A 20,212-nucleotide genomic window follows, 5' to 3' on the forward strand; every position below is an offset into this window, starting at 1 on the left:
ATATCTGAGGCTGCAGAGATATGCCCTACAGGCCACTCTTTGTGAGCCTGTTATAGGCCCAAGCAAAAGCCAGAAACATTTAGGCGCTAGCCATTGTCATTTCTCCTGTGCAACATGGCGCGCGTGCAATCCATAAATGGGAATTCCTTTATGCAACGTTTTCTAAGCATCGCTCTGGCGCTGTGCATCGGGCTCACAATGAGCCTCGAAGCCAACGCAGCGCGCTTCGGTGGCGGCAAGAGCTTCGGCTCGGCGCCCAGCCATCAATCCCGTCAAGCTGCGCCGGCCTCTCCGTCGGCTGCGCCTAACGCCGCTGGTCGCCCTGCTGCCGCTGCTGCTGGCGGTGCTTCTCGCTGGCTCGGCCCGTTGGCTGGCCTCGCGGCAGGCGGCCTGCTCGCCTCGATGTTCATGGGCGGCGGCTTCCAGGGCATGCAGTTCTTCGACATCCTGATCATCGCAGTCATCGGCTTCGTGATCTTCCGGTTCATCGCCGCGCGTCGACGCAAGCAACAAGAGCACATGTCCCCTGCCGGTCATGCGCCGTTCCAGCGTGAAACCCTCGAGCAACCGGCTCAGCCATCGGTTTTCGGCGGCTCGTCTGCAGCCCCGGTTGCAGCTCCGGTGATCAATGCACCGGCCTGGTTCAATGAACAACGCTTCCTCGAAGCCGCTCGCAGCCACTTCCAGTCGCTGCAACAGCACTGGGATGCCAACGAAATGGACAAGATTGCCGAATTCGTCACCCCACAAATGCTCCAGTTCCTCAAGAAGGAACGTGCAGACCTGGGTGATGGCTTCCAATCGACCTTCATCGACAACCTGACCGTGCAGCTTGATGGCCTGGATGATCGCTCGGATAAAACCGTGGCGACCTTGACCTTCTCCGGCGTGTCCAAAACTTCGCGCTTCGACCAAGGTGAAGTGTTCAGCGAAAGCTGGAACATGGAACGTCCGCAGGGTGACAACCAGCCTTGGCTGGTCGCCGGTATCCGCCAGAACGGCTGACGCTCGGCAGTGCTCGCAAGCGAATTGCACCGATAAGCAAAACCCCGGATAACCGGGGTTTTGTTTTTTTTTGGGCAACCGTTGTTTTGAGAAAACCTTACGCTACTGTATAACCCGCGCCATCAAGTTAGAGGATCCAGGCCGTGGAAGAAGTTATTGAAGAACTGCGTGAAAAAAACGAGCGGGTACCCGTACCCCTTGAGTTGCCCGAAGATGATGATCTGGTCGAGATCGAAGAACAGCTGTTCATCAACATTCCCTTCGTCTTCAAAGAGTTTTTGCTGACTGTCAGCGACGTGGTGTATGGCAGCCTGGAACCTGTGACCGTCATGGACCCGCAGTCCCATACCTACCTGCCCGAGGTTGCCGCAACGGCGTGGGATCTGGGCGTGCCTCGCGAGTTGATCCCGATCTGTCAGAACGGCGATGACTATTACTGCGTCGAAGAAGACGGCACTGTCGTGCTGTGGTCCGCGGAAGAAGAACTGGTGACCGAAGAAAGCTGGGAGTCAGTATGGCACTGGGCCCGGGATGTCTGGCTGGAAAGCTGAGACGTGCAACTCAGCGCCGCACACTGCGGCGCTGAAAGGAGTCGCCTCAATGCTCGGGCGGCTCCTGATGGTTACCCAAGGTTTCCAGCAAAGCGATCTGCATCCGCGTATGTACACGGATGCACCAGCGCCACAACACCGCGGCAACGATAGTGGCCACCACCCCAATCACCAGCAGTAATTCGTTAGTCGGCAGGATGCTCGCCGACAGCGCAGCCAGCAGCAGGAAAATCACCAACATCGACAGCAAAGGGATCACTTCTGCGATCACCCGACGCACGCGTTCGGTGTGGCGTCCGGCCATGGCGGGCTTAACGCTCATCTCGGCCAACAACATCGAAAGCGCCTTGAGCTTGCGGTAGGCCGCGATCAAAAACGGCAGCGACACCAGCAACGAAACACCCCAGATCAACGCCTTGTGTTGGCTGTCATCGCGGGGCCAGTCGCTCAAATAACCGCCAATGCCCTCGGCGAAGTAACCGCCACAGAAGAAAATCGCCACCACCAGCGCCAGATTGACCCCGACCTGCAACAAAATCCTGCGGATCATCGACGCCAGCAACGCGCCCTGCCCCTGTGGCTGGATACTGCGCAGCCATTCCCCATACAGCCCGAAGACCCGCGCGATACGCTTAGGCATCATTGCCGCGAGCTTCATCGATAAAGGGTCCGCCGAGCGGATCAGGTAAGGCGTCAGCAAGGTGGTGATCACCGATACCGCCACTGCCACCGGATAGAGAAAGTCGCTGGTGACCTGCAACGTCATGCCGAGGGCGGCGATGATGAAAGAGAACTCGCCGATTTGCGACAAACCCATGCCAACCCGCAAGGACGTGCGCCCATCATTCCCGGCGATAAAGGCACCCAGGCCACACGACAGCATCTTGCCCAGCACCACAGCGACACTGATCACGGCAATCGGCCAGGCGTAATCGAGAAGGATTTTCGGGTCGATCATCAAACCGATGGCAACGAAGAAAATTGCACTGAACATGTCGCGAACAGGTTCAATCAGCTGCTCTATTTTCAGCAACTGCCGCGATTCCGCCATGATCGCACCAATCAGAAAAGCGCCCAGCACCATGCTGTATTCAAGCTTGGCCACCAGTAGGCAAAATCCGAAACACAGACCGAGTACCGTCACCAAAAGCATTTCATTGCTTTCAAATCTAGCCACATACGCCAACAGGCGCGGGACCAGAAGAATACCGATCACCAGCGCTACAACCATAAACAGCGACAGCTTGCCGACGGTGGAAAATACCTCGCCGGAACTCACGGAGCCGCTGACCGCGATGCCGGACAGCAAGGCAATAATGCCAATACCGAGAATGTCTTCGACGATCAGGATCCCAAAAATCAGCTGGGCAAAACGCTGATTTTTCATCTTCAGGTCGTTCAACGCTTTGACGATGATGGTGGTTGAAGAAATCGCCAGAATCGCCCCGAGAAACAGCGAGTCCATGGCGTTCCAGTTGAAGAAACGCCCGATTTCGTAGCCGATCCAGATCATCAGCACGATTTCCAGAAAAGCCGCGATAAAGGCCGTGGCACCGACCTTGAACAGCTTGCGCAGGCTGAATTCCAGGCCCAGACAGAACATCAGGAAAATAACACCCAGCTCGGCCAAGGTCTTGATTGTATCCTCGTCGTGGATCAGGCCGAACGGCGGTGTGTGCGGGCCGATAATGAAACCGGCAACGATATAGCCCAGGACCACGGGCTGTTTCAGACGATGAAAAAGGACCGTTACGACGCCGGCGACCAGCATGATTACCGCCAGGTCCTGGATAAAACTGATGGCATGCATGGCGTGAAACTCCTTTTTTATGCGCTGAAAAACCCGACTCCAATGTAGGAAGTACCCGCGACCAAGGCTTTTTGCAGGTTAACACCGCACCTCTACGGAGAAAGTCGGTGCAATATATGGAAACAGATGGGCGCTTCGGCGTGACGGCGGCGGGTCCGCCAGCGTCCGGATAACTGATCTACAAGAACGCGAGCACCAGCATAGGTGCACTTCTGACACACCCACCCTGTGAGCACGCTATGGAACCCGGAAACACCCAGCTGTCGATGACTGTATTGATGACCCCGGACATGGCCAACTTCTCTGGCAACGTGCATGGCGGCACCCTGCTCAAGTACCTCGATGAGGTCGCTTATGCCTGCGCCAGCCGTTATGCCGGGCGTTATGTGGTAACCCTGTCAGTGGACCAGGTGATCTTTCGTGAACCGATCCACGTTGGCGAGTTGGTGACCTTCCTTGCGTCAGTCAACTACACCGGCAATACCTCGATGGAAGTGGGGATCAAAGTCGTCACCGAGAACATCCGCGAACGTTCGGTGCGCCACACTAACAGCTGCTTTTTCACCATGGTGGCGATAGACGACGAGCGCAAACCCGCTGCCGTACCTCCACTGGAACCGGCCAATAGTGAAGACAAACGTCGCTTCCTCCAGGCCAAGCAACGGCGGCAGATTCGTCAGGAGCTGGAAAAACGCTATCAGGACATCAAGGACGAAGCGCCTTAAGCGCCCACCGGGTCCGCTCGACGCGCACGCATCGAGCGGACCGCAAGCAAAGAAAGCAACAGGGATGAAATTTAAGCTGCACGGTATGACTGTAAATCGTCAGACCCAGTTAAGCTGGACGTTCTTTGTTGGAGCACTTTTTCATGCTGACCTTGGGCAACCTTTTTGTGCTGATGCTGCTGGCCACGGGCGGCGCCTGGCTGTGGCATTCCCATGGTTTGCGCGAGCGAGCACTGGCGCGAGTCAAGCAACACTGTGCCAAACTCGACGTCGAGCTGCTGGACGGCAATGTCGCTCTACGGCGTATAACGTTCGCCCGCGATGCCAACGGCAGAAAGCGCCTGGCCCGTGTGTATAACTTCGAATTCACCGTCACCGGCGAGCAACGCCACCCCGGCACCATCACCATGTTCGGCGCACACACCGCACTCATTGAGCTGGCGCCCTACCCGTTCGAAATCAAAACTCCGCCACCCAGCGCCAATGTGATCGAGATGAGTCAATGGCGTCAGGAACACAATAAGCGGAAACAATGAGCCCGTCGGTATAACGGTTCCCCGTTGTGGATAACTCGCTTTAGAGCAAGCAGACAGCCAGTCCCGCTTGCAACGCGGCCTCGTCCTGAGGCGCGGTGAATATCAGTTCCAGCCGTGAATCGCGGCGCCATTCACTGTTTTGCCAATGAATGGCCGCACCATCCAGCGCATTACCGGACAACCAACCCGCGTTGCTGTGGATAACCAGCTTGGCCCGTCGCCAATCCAGGCTATTGAGCCACTGCTGCACGCGCATCAGCTCGAATTGCTGGCTCGGATGCCAGCGCCAACCAATACTCCAGCCTTCCGCCTGGCCTTGGCTCAAGCAGATCGGCTGACGCGGGTCGGTCCAGATCGCAGGCAATTGCGCCAAACCCTTGGGAGTAACAAAGTTATCCACAGCCGCAGAGGCTTGCGCACCAATGCCCGGCAACTCGGATAACGGCAAAGCCGCTTGTTCGGTCCAGTACAACGGACGGTCCGGCAAGCGCCGGGCCAGCGCCTCGCGGGCGACAACGTCGAGCAGTGCGGACTTGTTCATCACCAACAAACCGGCATCGCCCAAGGCTGCTTGCTGACTGTCAGGCAAAGGCTGACCGGCCACCATCGCGGTCGCATCAAGCACCAGCACACACGGCTGAACAGCCAGGACCCCTTCCCAAGGCGGCTCACGCAGCTGCTCCATCAGTTGCGCCGGGTGGCCCAACCCGGAGGGCTCGATCAGCAGTCGATCCGGCCGCGCCTTACGCAACAGGCGCCCCAGCCCAACTTGAAACGGCGCGCCATTGACGCAGCACAAGCAGCCACCGGCCACTTCGCCAAGTGCGATACCATCGTCAGCCGTGGTCAACAGCGCAGCATCCAGGCCGATCTGGCCGAACTCATTGATCAAGATCGCCCAGCGCTCGTTGGCAGGCTTTTGCGCCAACAATTGCTTGATCAGACTGGTCTTGCCCGCGCCCAACGGACCGGCGATGACATGGGTGGGGATGTTCTGCAGCATGGGGCCAATTCTTCAGAGTGATGGTTACAGGGACAATCAATGCGCGCGATCTGGCTGGCAACACTGTTGTTGATAACATCGAGCGAGGCATGGGCCGAGGCATGCGTCGTACACAGCCACGCCGAACGACTCGACGTCAAAGTCTGCCAGGAAAATCGCAACATCCCGGCGAAGCTGTTTCACGACGGTTTTTGCCAACCACAACTGGCCGGGCAGAAAACCGAAGTGGAATACGTCGATCAATGCCCCGCCGGCGCTTTCGGCGTGTGCAGCAATGCTCAAGTCGCCAATATGCCCTATCACCAGAACATTCACTATTACGGCGTCGCCAGCGATGCGCACTACCTTAAGCCGTTTTGTGAGGGGCAGAGCCAGGGCCAGTGGCTTGCCCCTTAAGGTGCCGCCTCGTCGTGCCATGGTCCGAACGGATCCGCCAACAGCGCCCAACTGTCTACGCCGCTGGTCATTTCCGCATCGGTCAGCAGGCAGCTGTCCAACTCATCGGTGAGCCGCGCGAAGTTGATGTGCTGCCCGATAAACACCAGTTCCTGACGGCAATCACCAGTCTCGGCGGTCCAGTTTTCCATGATCGCAGCGGTGCTTTCCGGGTCCTGCGGCCATTCCTGTTTGGGCACGAAGCGCCACCAGCGACCGGCAAAACCGTAACGCATCAAGCCGCCCGCCTGGGACCAACTACCCGCGTCCTGATGCTTGCTCGCCAGCCAGAAAAAGCCTTTGGAGCGCAGCAATTTGCCGTTGATCCACTCACGGTTGATGAAGTCGAAAAAGCGCTGTGGATGAAAGGGTCGACGGGCACGGTAAGCCGTCGAGGCAATGCCGTACTCCTCGGTTTCCGGCGTATGTTCGCCGCGCAACTCCTTGAGCCAACCCGGCGCCTGCGAGGCGCGCTCGAAGTCGAAACGACCCGTGTTCAGCACTTTTTTCAGCGGAATTTGCCCCATCACCATAGGAATGATTTCCGCCTGGGGATTGAGCCGCTCAAGTATCGCGATCAGCTCCAGACGTTCGCTGGAACTGATCAGGTCGATTTTGCTGATCAGAATGACATCGGCAAATTCGACCTGCTCGATCAGTAAATCGGTGATCGAACGTTCGTCATCCTCGCCCAGGGTCTCACCACGAGTCGCCAGGCTCTCGGCGGCCTGGTAGTCGATCAGAAAATTGATGCCGTCGACCACGGTGACCATGGTGTCCAGGCGAGCCATGTCGGCCAGGCTTTTGCCTTGCTCATCACGGAAGGTGAACGTTTCAGCCACGGGCAACGGCTCGGAAATCCCGGTGGATTCGATCAATAAATAGTCAAAACGGCCGTCCCGCGCCAAACGACTGACCTCTTCGAGCAAGTCCTCGCGCAAGGTGCAGCAGATGCAGCCATTGCTCATTTCGATCAGTTTTTCTTCGGCACGGTTCAGGCTCACATCGCGCTGAACCTCGCTGCCATCGATGTTTATTTCGCTCATGTCATTAACGATCACGGCCACGCGCATGCTTTCGCGGTTGCGCAGCACGTAATTGAGCAACGTGCTTTTGCCAGCCCCGAGAAATCCGGACAACACAGTAACGGGTAGACGGTCAGGCATCAGGTGTTCCTCATCAGGTAGCGTACGCGCTCAAAAAAGGCATCGTCGACTTTGTCGTTATAATATAACATGACATTTCCACCCTGACGACGGACCTTCAATGAACGCGCTGACTCTGCCGGATATCGCCTCCCAAGCATCACGCCAAGCCTTACCACTGGATTGGGTCGGCATGTGCGGCATCGCCCTGCCAATTGTGTTTAATGGCCAGCGAGTGAACGCCACAGCGGATGCAGGCGTGAGCCTCGACGATGGGGAAGTGCGAGGCATCCATATGTCACGGTTGTACCTGGCGCTGGAGATGCTCGATGAAGAAGACCTCACACCCGCATTACTGCACCGGGTTCTTCAGCAATTTCTCGACTCGCACCACGGTCTGTCTGCCAGTGCCTCTGTGCGCATTCACAGCCATTTGCTGCTGAAACGCCCGGCATTGATCAGCCCGTTGGCCGGTTGGAAGTCTTATCCGGTAGGGATTTTTGCTCGGCTGGAGCATGGAGTGTTCCACGTGGAACTAACATTCGACGTCAGCTATTCCTCGACCTGCCCATGCTCTGCCGCCCTTGCCAGGCAGCTGATTCAGGCGCAATTCATCTCTGACTTCGCCAATCGGCCGCTGGAGCATGCGGATGTACTGACATGGCTCGGTACGAGCCAGGGCATTGTTGCCACCCCACACAGTCAGCGCAGTAGCGCCCAGCTTGATGTTCAGCTGGACGTGCACGTGAACGAACTTCCGCTAATCCAACTTATTGATCACGTCGAGACCGCCCTTGGCACTGCAGTGCAAACGGCGGTCAAACGCGCCGATGAGCAAGCGTTTGCCTTGGCCAACGGGCAGAATTTGATGTTCTGTGAAGATGCTGCGCGACGGCTCCATCTGGCACTGAGTCAGGTCCCGGACATCAAGGGTTTCAACCTGAAAGTCATTCACGCCGAAAGCCTGCATGCACACGATGCTGTCGCCCGGAGCCGCTGGCAGCGAGGAATCAAGTCCGCGGTTTAACCGTCCCGCACTGCTGACCCAGCCAAACGGCACGGGTGTCCATGCTGCCATTTTGCTGAGCGCCTGTGGCGTTGAAGGTACCCACGACTTTAGTGCTGAACTCGCGATCACTGGCGAACTGGGCTACCCCTGTACCTTGCGCTTTGGGGCAGCTGAAGCGGAACTTCCACGTCTTGCCATTGCGGTCGGTGATCTGTTGGTTGCAACCAGATTTGGGGTCTGTCAGCGGGATATTGTCAGTCTTGACCTGGTCCTGAGTCAGGCAGACTCGCACGCCCTTCCCGCCCAGCGTCACGCCCTGCTTTTGCATCATCTGTTCCATCATCGCTCGCTGCTCGGGCGGCAGGTTGTTCAACTGGGCAAGCATCAGCTGCAGGTCAGGCAACGGCTGGCCGTCTACCTGCATATTGCTCGACGTCAGTTCCCACAACCCTGGCTGCAACATCTGCGCTTGAGCGATCGGTGCAGCCAGACAAAACAGCAAAGCCAAAACGCGTTTGTTCATCTGAAAAATTCCTGAATATGAAAATGACCGGATTAGCTCCAGCCTGACGATGAGCGTTAGACGACGCAAGCGCCTACCAGTTGCATGCCGAATAAAATAGCGACAATCCCGACGGGCTGTGGTCTGTTAGAGACCTAAAAAGTTTAAAGCAAGGTTGCACATGGATTACCACAGCCCGCACTTCTTCGGCTACTTGATCGCTTTCACTCATCTGCTAGGCCTTATTGCTGCCATCCATGCACTGCTTACCGTACGCACCGCCCAAGGCTCGATAGCCTGGGCCATGCCGCTGTTATTCATCCCCTACGTAGCCCTCATTCCTTATCTGGTCTTCGGCCGTAGCTCATTTGATGCCTACATCAAAGCCCGCCGCCAAGCTAACCGGGAGATGCGTGCGGCCATCGGCGATCTGAATTGGCGGCCCTGGATCGAAGAGGCCGTCACCGCCCGGCGCAGCAGCGCTTATGCCTCGCTACGGGCCATGCCCAAGCTAGGGCGTATGCCGTGCCTGGCGAACAATGAGGTAAAGCTGCTGATCAATGGTGAAGCCACGTTCGCCGCGATCTTCGAGGCTATTCGCCACGCCAGACAAGCGATTCTGATTCAGTTTTTTATCATTCATGACGACGATCTGGGTCGACGCCTGCAAGCGTTGCTTCTGGAAAAGGCCGCCGAAGGTGTGGCCGTCCATGTCCTCTACGACGGGATCGGCAGTCACGCGTTACCCAATTCCTACAGCACCACCCTGCGCGACGGCGGGGTGCAGATCAAGGCCTTCGCCACCCGTAGCGGCTGGCTTAATCGCTTTCAGGTGAACTTCCGCAACCACCGCAAAATCGTGGTGGTGGATGGTCTGCGTGGCTTTGTTGGCGGGCACAATGTGGGCGATGAATACCTGGGCAAACAACCACCGCTAGCCCCTTGGCGAGACACCCATGTGCAGGTAATCGGTCCCGTGGTCGCCTGCTTGCAGGAATCGTTCGCCGAAGACTGGTTTTGGGCCACTCGGCAGTTACCACCCTTGATCCTGCCCGACACCTATCCCGAAAATGGCGTGCTCTGCCAAGTACTGGCCACAGGCCCGGCGGACGCTCAGGAAACCTGCTCACTGTTTTTCGTCGAAGCCATCCATTCCGCCATGGAACGGGTGTGGATCACCAGCCCCTATTTCATTCCCGATGAAGCCGTGTTTGCCGCGTTGCGCCTGGCGGTAATGCGCGGTGTCGATGTGCGGATTCTATTGCCATCGCGTCCTGACCATTACGTGGTCTACGCCGCCTCCAGCCTGTTCGCGTTCGAGGCCGTGCGCGCAGGGGTACGCATCTTCCGCTATGAGCCGGGCTTCTTGCATCAGAAGGTGGTGTTGGTGGACAGCGAGATCACCGCCATCGGCAGCGCAAACCTGGATAACCGTTCGTTCAGGCTGAATTTCGAACTGATGCTGTTGACGGTCGACAGTGACTTCGCCAGCGAAGTGGAGAAGATGCTCAATGACGACTTCGCCCTCGCCCATGAAATCGCCCTGGAGGAGAGAAAGCAAACGCATCGTCTGCAGCAGCTCGGCATGCGCATTGCGCGCCTGATCTCGCCCATTCTCTAAGCGCTGATGTCGTTCCGGGGTCACGAAACCCCGTAGCGACTGTCCCTGAATCACGCGATCAACGGTAGATATCAGCCCGCGTCATGGGCAAATCAAGGCTGCCGTCGGCATACGGTTTGACGGCCAGAATCTGATGCAGATTGATCCAGCCCTTGGCAAACGCATACGCACAGCCGGCCAGGTACAAACGCCAGATGCGTAAGATTTGCTCTGGAACCATGGTCGCAGCCTCCTCCAGCCGGCTTTCCAGACGCTCGCTCCAGTGTTCAAGTGTCCGAGCGTAATGCAGGCGCAGGCTTTCGACGTCGATGATCTCCAGACCCGCTTCACTGAGGTAAGCGCTGATCATCGACACGTGCGGCAACTCGCCATTCGGAAAGACATAACGCTCGATAAAATTGCCCGCGCCACGTCCCACTGGACGGCCATCGGTGTGCTTGGCGGTGATGCCATGGTTCATGACCAAGCCGCCTTCGCGGACCGCACCAAACAAGCGCTTGGCATACAGCTCCAGATTGGCGTGACCGACATGTTCGAACATGCCCACGCTGACGATTTTATCGAAGCGACCGTCCTGAGGCAGATCGCGGTAGTCCAGCAATTGCAGCTCAACCTGGTCCTGCAAGCCTTCCGCTTCGACCCGCTCACGGGCCAAGGCCAATTGCTCGCGACTCAGGGTGATGCCAAATACCTTTACCCCGTACTCGCGCGCAGCAAACCGCGACAGCCCGCCCCAACCGCACCCGACATCCAGCAGGTATTCACCCGGCTGCAAACGCAACTTGCGGCACAGGTGATGAAATTTGTCCTGCTGCGCTTGTTCGAGGGTCTCTGCGCCGGTCTTGAAATAGGCGCAAGAGTAGACCATCTCGCGGTCAAGCCAGAGCTGGTAAAACGCGTTGGACAGGTCGTAATGGTAAGAAATCGATGCCGCATCGGTGGCTTTATCGTGCTCTGAGCGCGCGGGCTGGTCGCTGTCATCCTCATCCAGCAACGCCTGACTCAACTCATCGCAAACCCGGATAACTTCGCGGATTGACCCTAGCAACTCCAGTCGGCCCTCAACGAAGGCGCCACCGAGCAAGTCCAGGCTGGGATGAGTGAATTGCGACACCAGTTGCGGATCTTTCACCACAATGGTGACGCTGGGCGCCGGACCAAGATCAAGCTCATGGCCGTCCCACAGTTTCAGCCGCAGTGGCAGGTGCAAATTTTGCAGGGCTGATGGAAGTTGCGCGAGCATGTAGTAACCCCCTTATCCAGAAGCGCAGGAAAAGAGTAGTCCATCAGCAGCCCAAGCGATGGGGCTGCACAGCTATTGGCTTTATAGCTTCTGACGATGCCATGAAGCGTTGGGTCAACCGCCTTTAACCCGATGTTGCGAGCCAAACTCCAGCCTTCAATGGATTACCCACTGTAAGAATGACCCCTAATCTGTAACAGAGTTCTTCAAAGCTCAAGTTGATTTTTATACTTAACCGAGAGGTCTGGCTCGGCACTCTCGGCTAAAGGGTCAGATATTCAGGCCTGTGGCTTGATTTCCAGTTTCAACAACGGCTCCTGAAAACGCAGCAAACGACCTGCATTGCCAAGGACTAACAGGGTGCTGAGATTATGCAGCACGGCGGCAATCATCGCCCCTTCCGCACCCAGCAAACCGAAAGCGGCAAGGGCCACGATGGCCAGCGTCCAGCCCAGACCGATGATGACGTTGACGTGCAATGTCTGCCGGCATTGGCGGCTCAAGCGCACGCAGGTGCCCAAGCGACGCAGGTCACTGCCGATCAACACGATGTCAGCCGAAGCCAGCGCGATGTCCGCGCCGCCCGCGCCCATCGCAACCCCTACCACGCCGGCTTTGAGCGCCAGCGAATCGTTGATGCCATCGCCCACCACCATGGGCCGAAAGCCGCTCCTGATTTCACCCATGACCCGATTGAGTTTGTCTTCAGGCAACGCCTGGGCCTCGATATCACTGATACCCACTTCGCAGGCCAGGCTGTCGGCCACACTTTGACGGTCGCCGGTCAACAACAGTTGTCGACCCAGCCCCAGCTCACGCAACTCGGCGAGCGCCTGGCGGGCTTCCGGCTTGAGACTGTCGGCCAGCAACAACCAGGCGAGGAAAACACCGTCGACCGCGAGCCCGGCAATCGGGCCATCATGCGTCGGTACCGGTGACGTGCTAATGCCCAACGCATCGAACAGCTCAGGGCGGCCCAATGCGGCTTCGCCATGCTCGGTTCGCGCCACCACGCCCAAGCCCTGACGTTCACGAATGTCGGTCAGCGCCAACAACTGATCTTTGTCCACCAACCCAGCCAACGCGCGGCTGACCGGGTGACTGCTGGCCGAGCCGAGGCTGGCAGCCAATGGCAACACGTAGTTCTGCGGAGTCGATGCCGCTTCGACGGACTGCAAGCGCAAGCTGCCATAGGTCAGCGTGCCCGTCTTATCCACCACAAGAGAGGTCAGGTCCGCCAACTCTTCGAGAAAGGCCGAGCTACGAATCAAAATTCCATGCCGAGCTGCCACCGCGATCCCGGCAATCGCCGTCGCAGGGGCTGATAGCACCAGCGCGCAAGGGCACGCGGCGACCAGCACCGCCAGCATCGCTTGCGCGTCGTTGGTAATGAACCAAGTCACGGCCGCGATCATCAACACCAAGACCATGTAACTGCCGGCATAGCGCTCCAGCAGACGAGTAATCGGTGGCTTGGAGCGCTCGGCGCTTTGCATCAGCGCGATCACTTTTCCTAACGTTGATTCATTGCCAATACGCGTAACCTCGATCCGCAACAGGCCATCAAGGTTGATCGCGCCGCCGAACACGTCCATGCCGACCTTGGCCTCCAGGGGCACCGACTCGCCGGTGATCGGTGCGGTATCAAGACTGGCTTGCCCGGAGCGCACCACGCCATCGGCCGGGACCCGATCACCCGCCCGCACCTCAACCTGATCGCCGGCGACCAAGGTTGAGTTATCCACTTCTCGAACCGTGCCACCGGCGTCAATCAACCGCGCCTGGCTGCGGGTCAGCAGGCCCAGGGATTGAATGGCTTCCTGCGAACCGATGACGCTGCGCTCTTCCAGCACATGGCCGAAGATCATGATGATCGGCAACAAGGCGGCGGTCATCAGATCGCCGGTGGCCCAGGCACCTAGCATCGCCAGCGCGATCAACTGGTCGGTGATGCCGTGCAGACTTGGGTAACGCAGGCTGTGCCAACCGGCACTGACCACCGGCACCGCGACCAGCAACGACGCCACGCCCAGCAGTACCTGACTGACACCGGTCTGTTCGGGCGCAACAAAACGCCAGACCAGGCCCAGACCGAGCAAACCCAGGGCAAGCATCGCCAGGGTCAATTGTCGGGCCGCACTGCGTTGTTCAGAACCGGTCAGCATGCTGACCGCGGACTCAGTGGCTGCGTGGGCACTCATTGTTCTGCTCCCTGAATGATCAGGCGGGAATCGTCATGGGGGTCGACGGTGGTCACCGAGCCTGCCTGGCCGAGAATTTTTGGCAGACGCTCACGATAAATACGTAACAGCAGGCCCGGGTCGCTTTTGTCATGAATCGACTGCGTCAGACTGGTGACCGTTGCCGTGTCGGTCTGTGCTTTGGCCAGGCGTTCGGTGGCCTGGGCATGGGCCACTTGCAAGGTGCGGTCAGACTGTTGCGTCGCGGTCTGGGTGAGCTTTTCTGCGTCGGTACGTGCGTTGGCCACCGCCTGATCCGCTTTCTGACTGGCCGTAAGAACGGCGTTAAAAGCCGCGACCGCTGTCGTGGGCAGACTTGACTGCACATCGACCCGAGCGACTTCGATACCCAGCCCGACGCCGGTCGCGGCCAGATCGGCCAAGCGCTGGTTGATGCCATGAACCAGATCGCCACGCAAACGCTCACGGCGTTCAGCGGCCTTGCTGTCGGGGCTGACCATCTCTGGCCGGGCCACCAGAATCGTGTCCAGATCGCGGGCAGCGGTCAGCGCCACAGCACTGCGATTCACCAGTCGATCCAATGCAGGCAGAACATGCTCGCCCTGCAACACGAAGGCATACGGGTCCGTCACTTTGTAGTACGCCGTCACATCGAGTTGTACGACGCCAGCATCACCGGTCAACAAAAAGCCGGAGCCAGACAGCGCATCGCTCATCGGTGTGGCGAAACTGGCGACCCGATCAGCATCAAGGGCCAGCCTGGATCGCAGTAGCGTTTCGACCCGGCGCTCGATCACCCGGTCCGCAGAGGGCAACAACACCACCTGCTCGAAAGGTTGCGGCCATGCCGTGAGCAGTCCGGCGTTCTGGATGCGTTCCAGCGCCCCGAAACGCATGACCACGGCGCGATTCTGCGGATCGATCTGGCGCACATTCGACAGCGCCCAGCCTAGCGCGGCCAACACCGTGACGGCATACAAACCGAGAAACGCCAGACGGCTCGCCTGCAGCCAGGGGCTGTTGACGGGGGGGCGTTGAGGCGTAACGTCACTCATGGTTGCGATCCGCTTTTACCATCCAGCGTCGGCGGGCCGTCGACCAGCACGCGGAACGGCGCCGCGTCGGTGCGCAGGATCAGCTTGGTGCCCGGCGTCACTACCGTGCCCAAGGTGTCCAGCGAGCGCAGCAGGTTGTATAGCTGCGGCGAACCCGCGTAGGCACGGCCGTAGATTTGCGCCGCTTCGACGCGCGATTGCGCTTCGATGTCAGCAGCTTTGACCGTAGCGTCTGCTTCGACGATGCGCGCATCACGCTCGGCGGCCGCACGGATCTGCGCCGCTTCACGCTTGCCCACGGCCGTACGCTCGGTGGCAATGGTTTCCCGCTCGGCGCGCATCCGGTCTACCGTCGCATTCAGGGTCACGGACGGCAGGGTCAGACGCTCGATACCCACCTGCAAGACGCGGACGCCGTAAGTAGTGAGCAATTGCTGATCGATCTGTTGGCGCAACTGGTTTTCAAAGTCGGCGATCCGTACCTGGCTGGCGTCGGTATTGACCAGGCTGGCCAGATCGAAGCTGCTGGCCGTGGTTTCCAGCGCCGAGCCGACAAACGTGCGGATCTGCCGTGCGGCTTCGTCCGGCTGGTTCTGCACCGCGCGCATGAAGCGCTGCACGTTGTCCGGGTCGCCCTGAACCTGCCAGGCCACATAGGCCTGAACGATGATACGCAGGCCATCGCGGGTACCGACATCCTGCAAACCACTGGAGGTGGTGCGCAGGCGAAGATCCACCGGAATGGTCGCCTCGAACGGTGCCGGCCAGCGCCAGCTCAGACCCGGCTCGAGCAACACGCGGGAGGGGTTACCGAAGCGCGTGATAACGGTGGCTTCGCCCGAGCGTACTTGCACCAGGCTCGCGGCGGCCACGGCAAACGCGATGAGCAGCGCTGCCAATGCGGTTCGACGCCACGGGAACCCGGCTGCCGCAGAGGCATCGCCATGATGATGACCGTGGTGATGTCCCGCGTGGCCATGGTCGTGGCCAGCGTGATTCTGATGGTCTTGATGGCCGTGGTGATCATGGGAGTGAAACAGACTCAAGGGATGACTCCTTAATGAACGGCTTTACGCGGCGCCGTTGGGTCTGCCGGTAGCGTGAACGTGCGTAAATCAATGGTCGGCGCAGTGTCGCCGCCCAGTCGATGATCGAGAACCAGCAACTTGGCGTGGGCCAAACCCTGGCTCAGCTGGGTCAGGTATTGCTCCAGCAAAAATGCCTGACCGGCGTGGGCATACGCCTGGCGTTCAGCGCTAAAGCGCAAGTCCGCCCCCTGCGCCGTGGCCAGCACCTCGCGCGCACCGGCGGTGGCCTGGTCTTGCGCCACGCTGGCATTGAGTTGCGCCAGATTGGACTGATCGCTGGCGGCACCGCGCTCTCGGGAAATCAACGCCTGAGCACTGATTTGTGCGGCTTGCACGCCATGGTAGGCATTGGCCGCACCGGCTGGCGGATGAATCGACTCGACCACGGTCGCGAGAATTTCCACGCCGCTGTCCAGCGTCCTCAGATCCGCTTGCACCGCATTACCAATATCGGCAGACAGCGTAGCGCGCTGCTCGCCGAGTAACTGATCGAGGGTACGCGAGGCAAAATCATGCACCAACACCCGGCTCGCCGTGCTGCGAATCAGCGTCGGCACGTCGGCACTGTTATAGGTCGCCGCCATCGCCGCCTGATCCGTCAGGCCAATGCGATAAACGAATCGCACGTCCATGTTGACGATCTGGAAGCTCTGCTTCTGCGCAGAGGACCCAGTGCCGGACGGGTCACCCGTGCTGCTGGCGATCACCTGAGAATTTTCATTGATATGGCTCGCATCCCACAAGCGATTGGCGCTCAGCGGAGCCGGGCCTTCGGCAGGCTCACGAACCTGTTCGGCAGCGTTGCCCTCGGTGACACTGGTTGCCAGCTCATGCACCACGCCGTTTTCCACCGCCAGCACCCGACCGAATGGCCATGGCAAGCCCGCATGCAACCCAGGGCCGAACACCTCCACCGGCTTGCCAAAACGCTCGTAGATGCCGCGCCCCTGTATGGGAATTTCATGCACACCGGTCAGCGTCCAGCCGAGCGCCACCACCACTCCCATAACCGGCAAAAAGGCGCGGCGCATGTAGGTAAACGCCCAAATTTGACGCAGATCGATGCCGAATCGATTGTGCAGTTCATTCCGCAAAGCCAGCAACGGCTGCGGCGGCCAGCGCAGCAGGCCAGCCATAAAACTCTGGGCCAACAGGCGCGGCTCGATACGTTCGTTGCGCGGGCTGAACAAGGACGTCAATGCACGCAGCAGCAACTCCAGCGCCACCAGACCGGGTAATAGACCCATCAGCACGGCAAGCCGCGCCGGCCAGATGCGGTCGGGCGTCGAGAAGAACAGGCACAGCGCACTGAGCAGCAGGCAGGCAATCGCCACCCGCGTCAGTTGTGCCAATGACTCGGCTTCAGGCCATTCAGCCGTGAGCTCATGGCTCAACTGACGCTCCAGCACCAGCAGCCCGAAAGCCAGCAGGAGGCTGATCCCCCCCGCCACGTTGCCCGTCGGCCCAAGGCTCGAACCGACAAGGTTCAAGTTCCAGACCCTATTTACCGCAAACATCACCAACAGCGCCCAGCCGCCAAGCCACAACGTTGGCAAACCAACCTGGGTCAGCAGCGACGAGCCACTGCCGCTAATCCGGCCGAGCAAGCGCTCGTACCAGCCGGGTGCTTGTGCCGGAGCCGATTCTTCCTCTTCAGGGGGTTGCCCGACGACGCCCGCGCCCCGCTCCGCGACCAGGGTCTGCGCGCGCCAACGGGCACACCAGTAAGCCGACTGCAAACCCGCGACCACCAACCACAGGGCTGCAGCGTTGTTGACCAGCACTGCCGACCACAATGAAGTGGATGAAAAAAGCATGACAAACAACGCCAGGATAAAGGCCAACAACCCCAAGCCTGCCAGGCCATAAGCCAGCCGCAACAAACGTCGGGCGTGAAACTCGGCTCTTTGAAAGCGCGGCAAGCCATCAAGGCCCACACTTTCAACATCCAGATCAACCCGCATCGACACTCCAGACCTTGTTCAATAGTGAAGACAAACTGCCCATCAAAAACCGCCCTTTGCATCGACCCTGGCAGCGTGTTGCCGGGCAATGCTCCATGAACGTTACGATATAACAGAAATCTCGGGATTTTTGTCGACCGATTGCACCTTTTGCGGACACGCTGGCTTGACCTTCACGCGTCGCCCTAATCATATTTCGGTCATCATTCAATTGCTTAACGTGATCAGAATGGTTTTCCGCAGGCCGTCTACGCGTCCTCCGTTATCCAGAAGTTAGCCCATGAGTAACGATGACGCTGCCATTCCATTGAGCAAATAATTGAGGGGCAACGGCTATGCCCTTGGCACCTCGAAACCGACTTTCTCAAGAAATATTCATCCATTAATATCGCCTCCTGATAAACCGATATCGATTTTTTCACCCATTTCGCGAACCAGCGGCCCACTTTGTTATCTAGTAATGGGCAGTTCCATGCGACCGAGGGCTTGATCGGGCGCATTTCCCACGCGTATGTGCAGGGCGGCACAGCATCACCTGAGAGGCGTCACCTTTATGAATCGCAGGAATCTTCTGAAAGCATCGTTGGCCCTGGCGGCCTATACCGGCTTGCCCGCTGCCGGGCTGTTTGCCGCACGCGCTATGGCAGCCACGGCCGACGGCGAGATCGAGCATTTCGATTTCGAGGCCCTGCAAGCTCATGCCAAGCAACTGGCCGGCAACCCCTTCGTCGATACCAGCCAACAATTGCCGCCGACCTTGGCGAAGATGACCCCACAGCAATTCAACGCCATCCAGTACGATCCCGCGCACTCACTGTGGAACGACATCAAGGGTCAACTGGATGTGCAGTTTTTCCATGTGGGCATGGGCTTCAAACAGCCCGTGCGCATGTACAGCGTCGACCCTCAAACCAAGGAGGCGCGCGAGGTGCACTTCCGCCCGCAGCTGTTCAACTACGAAAGCAGCGGCGTGGATAAGGCCCAGCTCAAGGGCGATCTGGGGTTTGCCGGCTTCAAGTTGTTCAAGGCACCGGAAATTGCGACTCACGACGTTTTGTCATTCCTCGGCGCCAGCTACTTTCGTGCCGTCGACAGCTCCGGGCAGTACGGCCTCTCCGCTCGCGGCCTGGCCATCGACACCTATGCCAAGCGCAAGGAAGAATTCCCCAACTTCACCAAGTTCTGGTTTGAAACACCGACCAAGGACCATACCCGCTTCGTCGTCTACGCCCTGCTGGACTCCCCCAGCGCGACAGGCGCCTATCGCTTCGACATCGATTGCCAGGCCAGTCAGGTGGTCATGGCCATCGACGCGCACATCAATGCGCGGCAAGCCATCGAGCAGTTGGGGATCGCGGCGATGACCAGCATGTTCAGCTGCGGCACCCATGAACGGCGAATGTGCGACACCATTCATCCCGAGATCCACGACTCCGACCGTCTGGCTATGTGGCGTGGCAACGGCGAGTGGATCTGCCGCCCGCTGAACAACCCGGCCACCCTGCAATTCAACGCCTTTGCCGACAAAGACCCCAAAGGCTTCGGCCTGGTACAGACCGATCACGAATTCTCCAGCTATCAGGACACGGTGGACTGGTACAGCCGTCGGCCGAGCCTGTGGGTCGAGCCGACTACCGCGTGGGGCGAAGGCTCTATCGACCTGCTGGAAATCCCCACCACCGGCGAGACGCTGGACAACATTGTGGCCTTCTGGACACCGAAAGCCCCCGTCACCGCAGGAACTTCGCTCAACTTCGGCTACAAACTCTACTGGAGCGCCCTGCCGCCCGTTGGCACCCCGTTGGCCCGCGTGCACGCTACCCGCTCAGGCATGGGCGGCTTCATCGAAGGTTGGGCTCCAGGCGAGCATTACCCGGAAGTCTGGGCCCGTCGCTTTGCCGTCGACTTCACCGGCGGCGGTCTGGAAAGACTGGCCGAAGGCACAGGTATCGAGCCAGTGATCACGGTATCCAGCGGCGAAGTGAAAGACTTCAATGTGCTGCTGATCCCGGACATCAAAGGCTACCGCATAACGTTCGACTGGTACCCCAACAGCGACTCGGTCGCGCCGGTCGAACTGCGTCTGTTCATTCGCACCCATGACCGGACACTGAGTGAAACCTGGCTTTATCAGTATTTCCCTCCCGCAGCCGACAAACGCCGCTATAACTAAGTAACCAAGGGAAGGATTTAAGGCTGGCGCGTGCAAAAGCGTCAGCCTTCTTTACAGGTATGTAAAGTTTTAGAGCCATAGAGCTCCCCTGGTTCTGGCTTGTTGATGCACTAAAAAACCACGTCAATTTTTCATCACCTATATAT

General features: G+C 58.8%; 17 protein-coding genes. 8 read left to right on the forward strand and 9 right to left on the reverse strand.

All coding sequences use genetic code 11. The features are described from left to right. Window positions 1-150 precede the first annotated feature (150 nt). Together QN399_RS11125 and QN399_RS11130 are read left to right on the forward strand one after the other, a co-directional pair. Window positions 151-1,005 (forward strand): Tim44 domain-containing protein, encoded by an 855-nt coding sequence (locus QN399_RS11125; protein WP_322177046.1) that lies wholly within the window; start codon window positions 151-153, stop codon window positions 1,003-1,005. A gap of 143 nt (window positions 1,006-1,148) precedes the next feature. Continuing rightward, entirely contained in the window at window positions 1,149-1,556 is a 408-nt protein-coding gene (locus QN399_RS11130; RefSeq protein WP_322218623.1) for an SMI1/KNR4 family protein, read from the forward strand. A gap of 46 nt (window positions 1,557-1,602) precedes the next feature. Here QN399_RS11130 and QN399_RS11135 read toward each other — a convergent pair whose 3' ends face one another. After that, window positions 1,603-3,366 (reverse strand): cation:proton antiporter, encoded by a 1,764-nt coding sequence (locus tag QN399_RS11135; protein ID WP_322218626.1) that lies wholly within the window; start codon window positions 3,364-3,366, stop codon window positions 1,603-1,605. Window positions 3,367-3,605: 239 nt separating this feature from the next. Here QN399_RS11135 and QN399_RS11140 point away from each other — a divergent pair, with 239 nt between their 5' ends. Next, window positions 3,606-4,091 (forward strand): acyl-CoA thioesterase, encoded by a 486-nt coding sequence (locus QN399_RS11140; protein WP_322177048.1) that lies wholly within the window; start codon window positions 3,606-3,608, stop codon window positions 4,089-4,091. A gap of 143 nt (window positions 4,092-4,234) precedes the next feature. Further along, window positions 4,235-4,627 carry a DUF3301 domain-containing protein gene (locus tag QN399_RS11145; RefSeq protein WP_322177049.1) on the forward strand — a complete coding sequence of 131 codons (393 nt, stop codon included), beginning with the start codon at window positions 4,235-4,237 and terminating at the stop codon, window positions 4,625-4,627. A 40-nt stretch (window positions 4,628-4,667) separates the two neighbouring features. On the opposite strand, the gene QN399_RS11150 is transcribed toward QN399_RS11145, so the two are convergent. Next, on the reverse strand, window positions 4,668-5,630 hold the full coding sequence (locus tag QN399_RS11150; RefSeq protein WP_330200934.1) for a CobW-like GTP-binding protein: 963 nt from the start codon (window positions 5,628-5,630) through the stop codon (window positions 4,668-4,670). 39 nt (window positions 5,631-5,669) lie between these two features. On the opposite strand from QN399_RS11150, the gene QN399_RS11155 reads away from it, so the two are divergent. Next, on the forward strand, window positions 5,670-6,026 hold the full coding sequence (locus QN399_RS11155) for an NADH:ubiquinone oxidoreductase (RefSeq protein ID WP_322177051.1): 357 nt from the start codon (window positions 5,670-5,672) through the stop codon (window positions 6,024-6,026). Here the strand turns inward: QN399_RS11155 and zigA are convergent. Then, on the reverse strand, window positions 6,023-7,231 hold the full coding sequence (zigA, locus tag QN399_RS11160; RefSeq protein WP_322218629.1) for a zinc metallochaperone GTPase ZigA: 1,209 nt from the start codon (window positions 7,229-7,231) through the stop codon (window positions 6,023-6,025). The genes QN399_RS11155 and zigA overlap by 4 nt on opposite strands. A gap of 100 nt (window positions 7,232-7,331) precedes the next feature. On the opposite strand from zigA, the gene folE2 reads away from it, so the two are divergent. Further along, the gene (gene folE2, locus QN399_RS11165; protein ID WP_322177053.1) at window positions 7,332-8,237 is read left to right on the forward strand and encodes a GTP cyclohydrolase FolE2; all 906 of its coding nucleotides are present in this window, start codon (window positions 7,332-7,334) and stop codon (window positions 8,235-8,237) included. Here the strand turns inward: folE2 and QN399_RS11170 are convergent. Then, entirely contained in the window at window positions 8,221-8,742 is a 522-nt protein-coding gene (locus QN399_RS11170; protein WP_322177054.1) for a DUF3617 domain-containing protein, read from the reverse strand. The genes folE2 and QN399_RS11170 overlap by 17 nt on opposite strands. Window positions 8,743-8,902: 160 nt before the next feature. Between QN399_RS11170 and cls the strand changes: the two genes are divergently transcribed. Next, window positions 8,903-10,342 carry a cardiolipin synthase gene (gene cls, locus QN399_RS11175; RefSeq protein ID WP_330200935.1) on the forward strand — a complete coding sequence of 480 codons (1,440 nt, stop codon included), beginning with the start codon at window positions 8,903-8,905 and terminating at the stop codon, window positions 10,340-10,342. Between the two features lie 58 nt (window positions 10,343-10,400). Here cls and cfaB read toward each other — a convergent pair whose 3' ends face one another. The 5 genes from cfaB to QN399_RS11200 all read right to left on the reverse strand — a co-directional run bounded on the left by cfaB (window position 10,401) and on the right by QN399_RS11200 (window position 17,893). Further along, a complete protein-coding gene (gene cfaB / locus QN399_RS11180) occupies window positions 10,401-11,585 on the reverse strand; it encodes a C17 cyclopropane fatty acid synthase CfaB (protein ID WP_322218634.1) in 1,185 nt (394 codons plus the stop codon). 278 nt (window positions 11,586-11,863) lie between these two features. Next, window positions 11,864-13,786: a cation-translocating P-type ATPase gene (locus tag QN399_RS11185; protein ID WP_322218636.1), complete on the reverse strand. Its 1,923-nt coding sequence runs from the start codon at window positions 13,784-13,786 to the stop codon at window positions 11,864-11,866. After that, entirely contained in the window at window positions 13,783-14,841 is a 1,059-nt protein-coding gene (locus QN399_RS11190) for a protease modulator HflK (protein ID WP_322218639.1), read from the reverse strand. The genes QN399_RS11185 and QN399_RS11190 overlap by 4 nt, the downstream gene beginning before the upstream one ends. After that, the gene (locus QN399_RS11195; protein WP_322177058.1) at window positions 14,838-15,887 is read right to left on the reverse strand and encodes a protease modulator HflC; all 1,050 of its coding nucleotides are present in this window, start codon (window positions 15,885-15,887) and stop codon (window positions 14,838-14,840) included. The genes QN399_RS11190 and QN399_RS11195 overlap by 4 nt, the downstream gene beginning before the upstream one ends. A gap of 11 nt (window positions 15,888-15,898) precedes the next feature. Then, window positions 15,899-17,893: a protease modulator HflK gene (locus QN399_RS11200; protein WP_330200936.1), complete on the reverse strand. Its 1,995-nt coding sequence runs from the start codon at window positions 17,891-17,893 to the stop codon at window positions 15,899-15,901. Window positions 17,894-18,446: 553 nt separating this feature from the next. Between QN399_RS11200 and QN399_RS11205 the strand changes: the two genes are divergently transcribed. Next, on the forward strand, window positions 18,447-20,066 hold the full coding sequence (locus QN399_RS11205; RefSeq protein WP_322177060.1) for a glucan biosynthesis protein D: 1,620 nt from the start codon (window positions 18,447-18,449) through the stop codon (window positions 20,064-20,066). Window positions 20,067-20,212 lie beyond the last annotated feature (146 nt).

The organism is Pseudomonas sp. 10C3 (assembly GCF_036346185.1).
Lineage (GTDB): Bacteria > Pseudomonadota > Gammaproteobacteria > Pseudomonadales > Pseudomonadaceae > Aquipseudomonas.

Bases quoted from the DNA above. Each gene is read 5' to 3' on its own strand.
- QN399_RS11125 (WP_322177046.1), top strand. From the start codon at position 151: ATGCAACGTTTTCTAAGCATCGCTCTGGCGCTGTGCATCGGGCTCACA.
- QN399_RS11135 (WP_322218626.1), bottom strand. From the start codon at position 3,366: ATGCATGCCATCAGTTTTATCCAGGACCTGGCGGTAATCATGCTGGTC.
- QN399_RS11140 (WP_322177048.1), top strand. From the start codon at position 3,606: ATGGAACCCGGAAACACCCAGCTGTCGATGACTGTATTGATGACCCCG.
- QN399_RS11145 (WP_322177049.1), top strand. From the start codon at position 4,235: ATGCTGACCTTGGGCAACCTTTTTGTGCTGATGCTGCTGGCCACGGGC.
- QN399_RS11150 (WP_330200934.1), bottom strand. From the start codon at position 5,630: ATGCTGCAGAACATCCCCACCCATGTCATCGCCGGTCCGTTGGGCGCG.
- QN399_RS11155 (WP_322177051.1), top strand. From the start codon at position 5,670: ATGCGCGCGATCTGGCTGGCAACACTGTTGTTGATAACATCGAGCGAG.
- zigA (WP_322218629.1), bottom strand. From the start codon at position 7,231: ATGCCTGACCGTCTACCCGTTACTGTGTTGTCCGGATTTCTCGGGGCT.
- folE2 (WP_322177053.1), top strand. From the start codon at position 7,332: ATGAACGCGCTGACTCTGCCGGATATCGCCTCCCAAGCATCACGCCAA.
- QN399_RS11170 (WP_322177054.1), bottom strand. From the start codon at position 8,742: ATGAACAAACGCGTTTTGGCTTTGCTGTTTTGTCTGGCTGCACCGATC.
- cls (WP_330200935.1), top strand. From the start codon at position 8,903: ATGGATTACCACAGCCCGCACTTCTTCGGCTACTTGATCGCTTTCACT.
- cfaB (WP_322218634.1), bottom strand. From the start codon at position 11,585: ATGCTCGCGCAACTTCCATCAGCCCTGCAAAATTTGCACCTGCCACTG.
- QN399_RS11185 (WP_322218636.1), bottom strand. From the start codon at position 13,786: ATGAGTGCCCACGCAGCCACTGAGTCCGCGGTCAGCATGCTGACCGGT.
- QN399_RS11190 (WP_322218639.1), bottom strand. From the start codon at position 14,841: ATGAGTGACGTTACGCCTCAACGCCCCCCCGTCAACAGCCCCTGGCTG.
- QN399_RS11200 (WP_330200936.1), bottom strand. From the start codon at position 17,893: ATGCGGGTTGATCTGGATGTTGAAAGTGTGGGCCTTGATGGCTTGCCG.
- QN399_RS11205 (WP_322177060.1), top strand. From the start codon at position 18,447: ATGAATCGCAGGAATCTTCTGAAAGCATCGTTGGCCCTGGCGGCCTAT.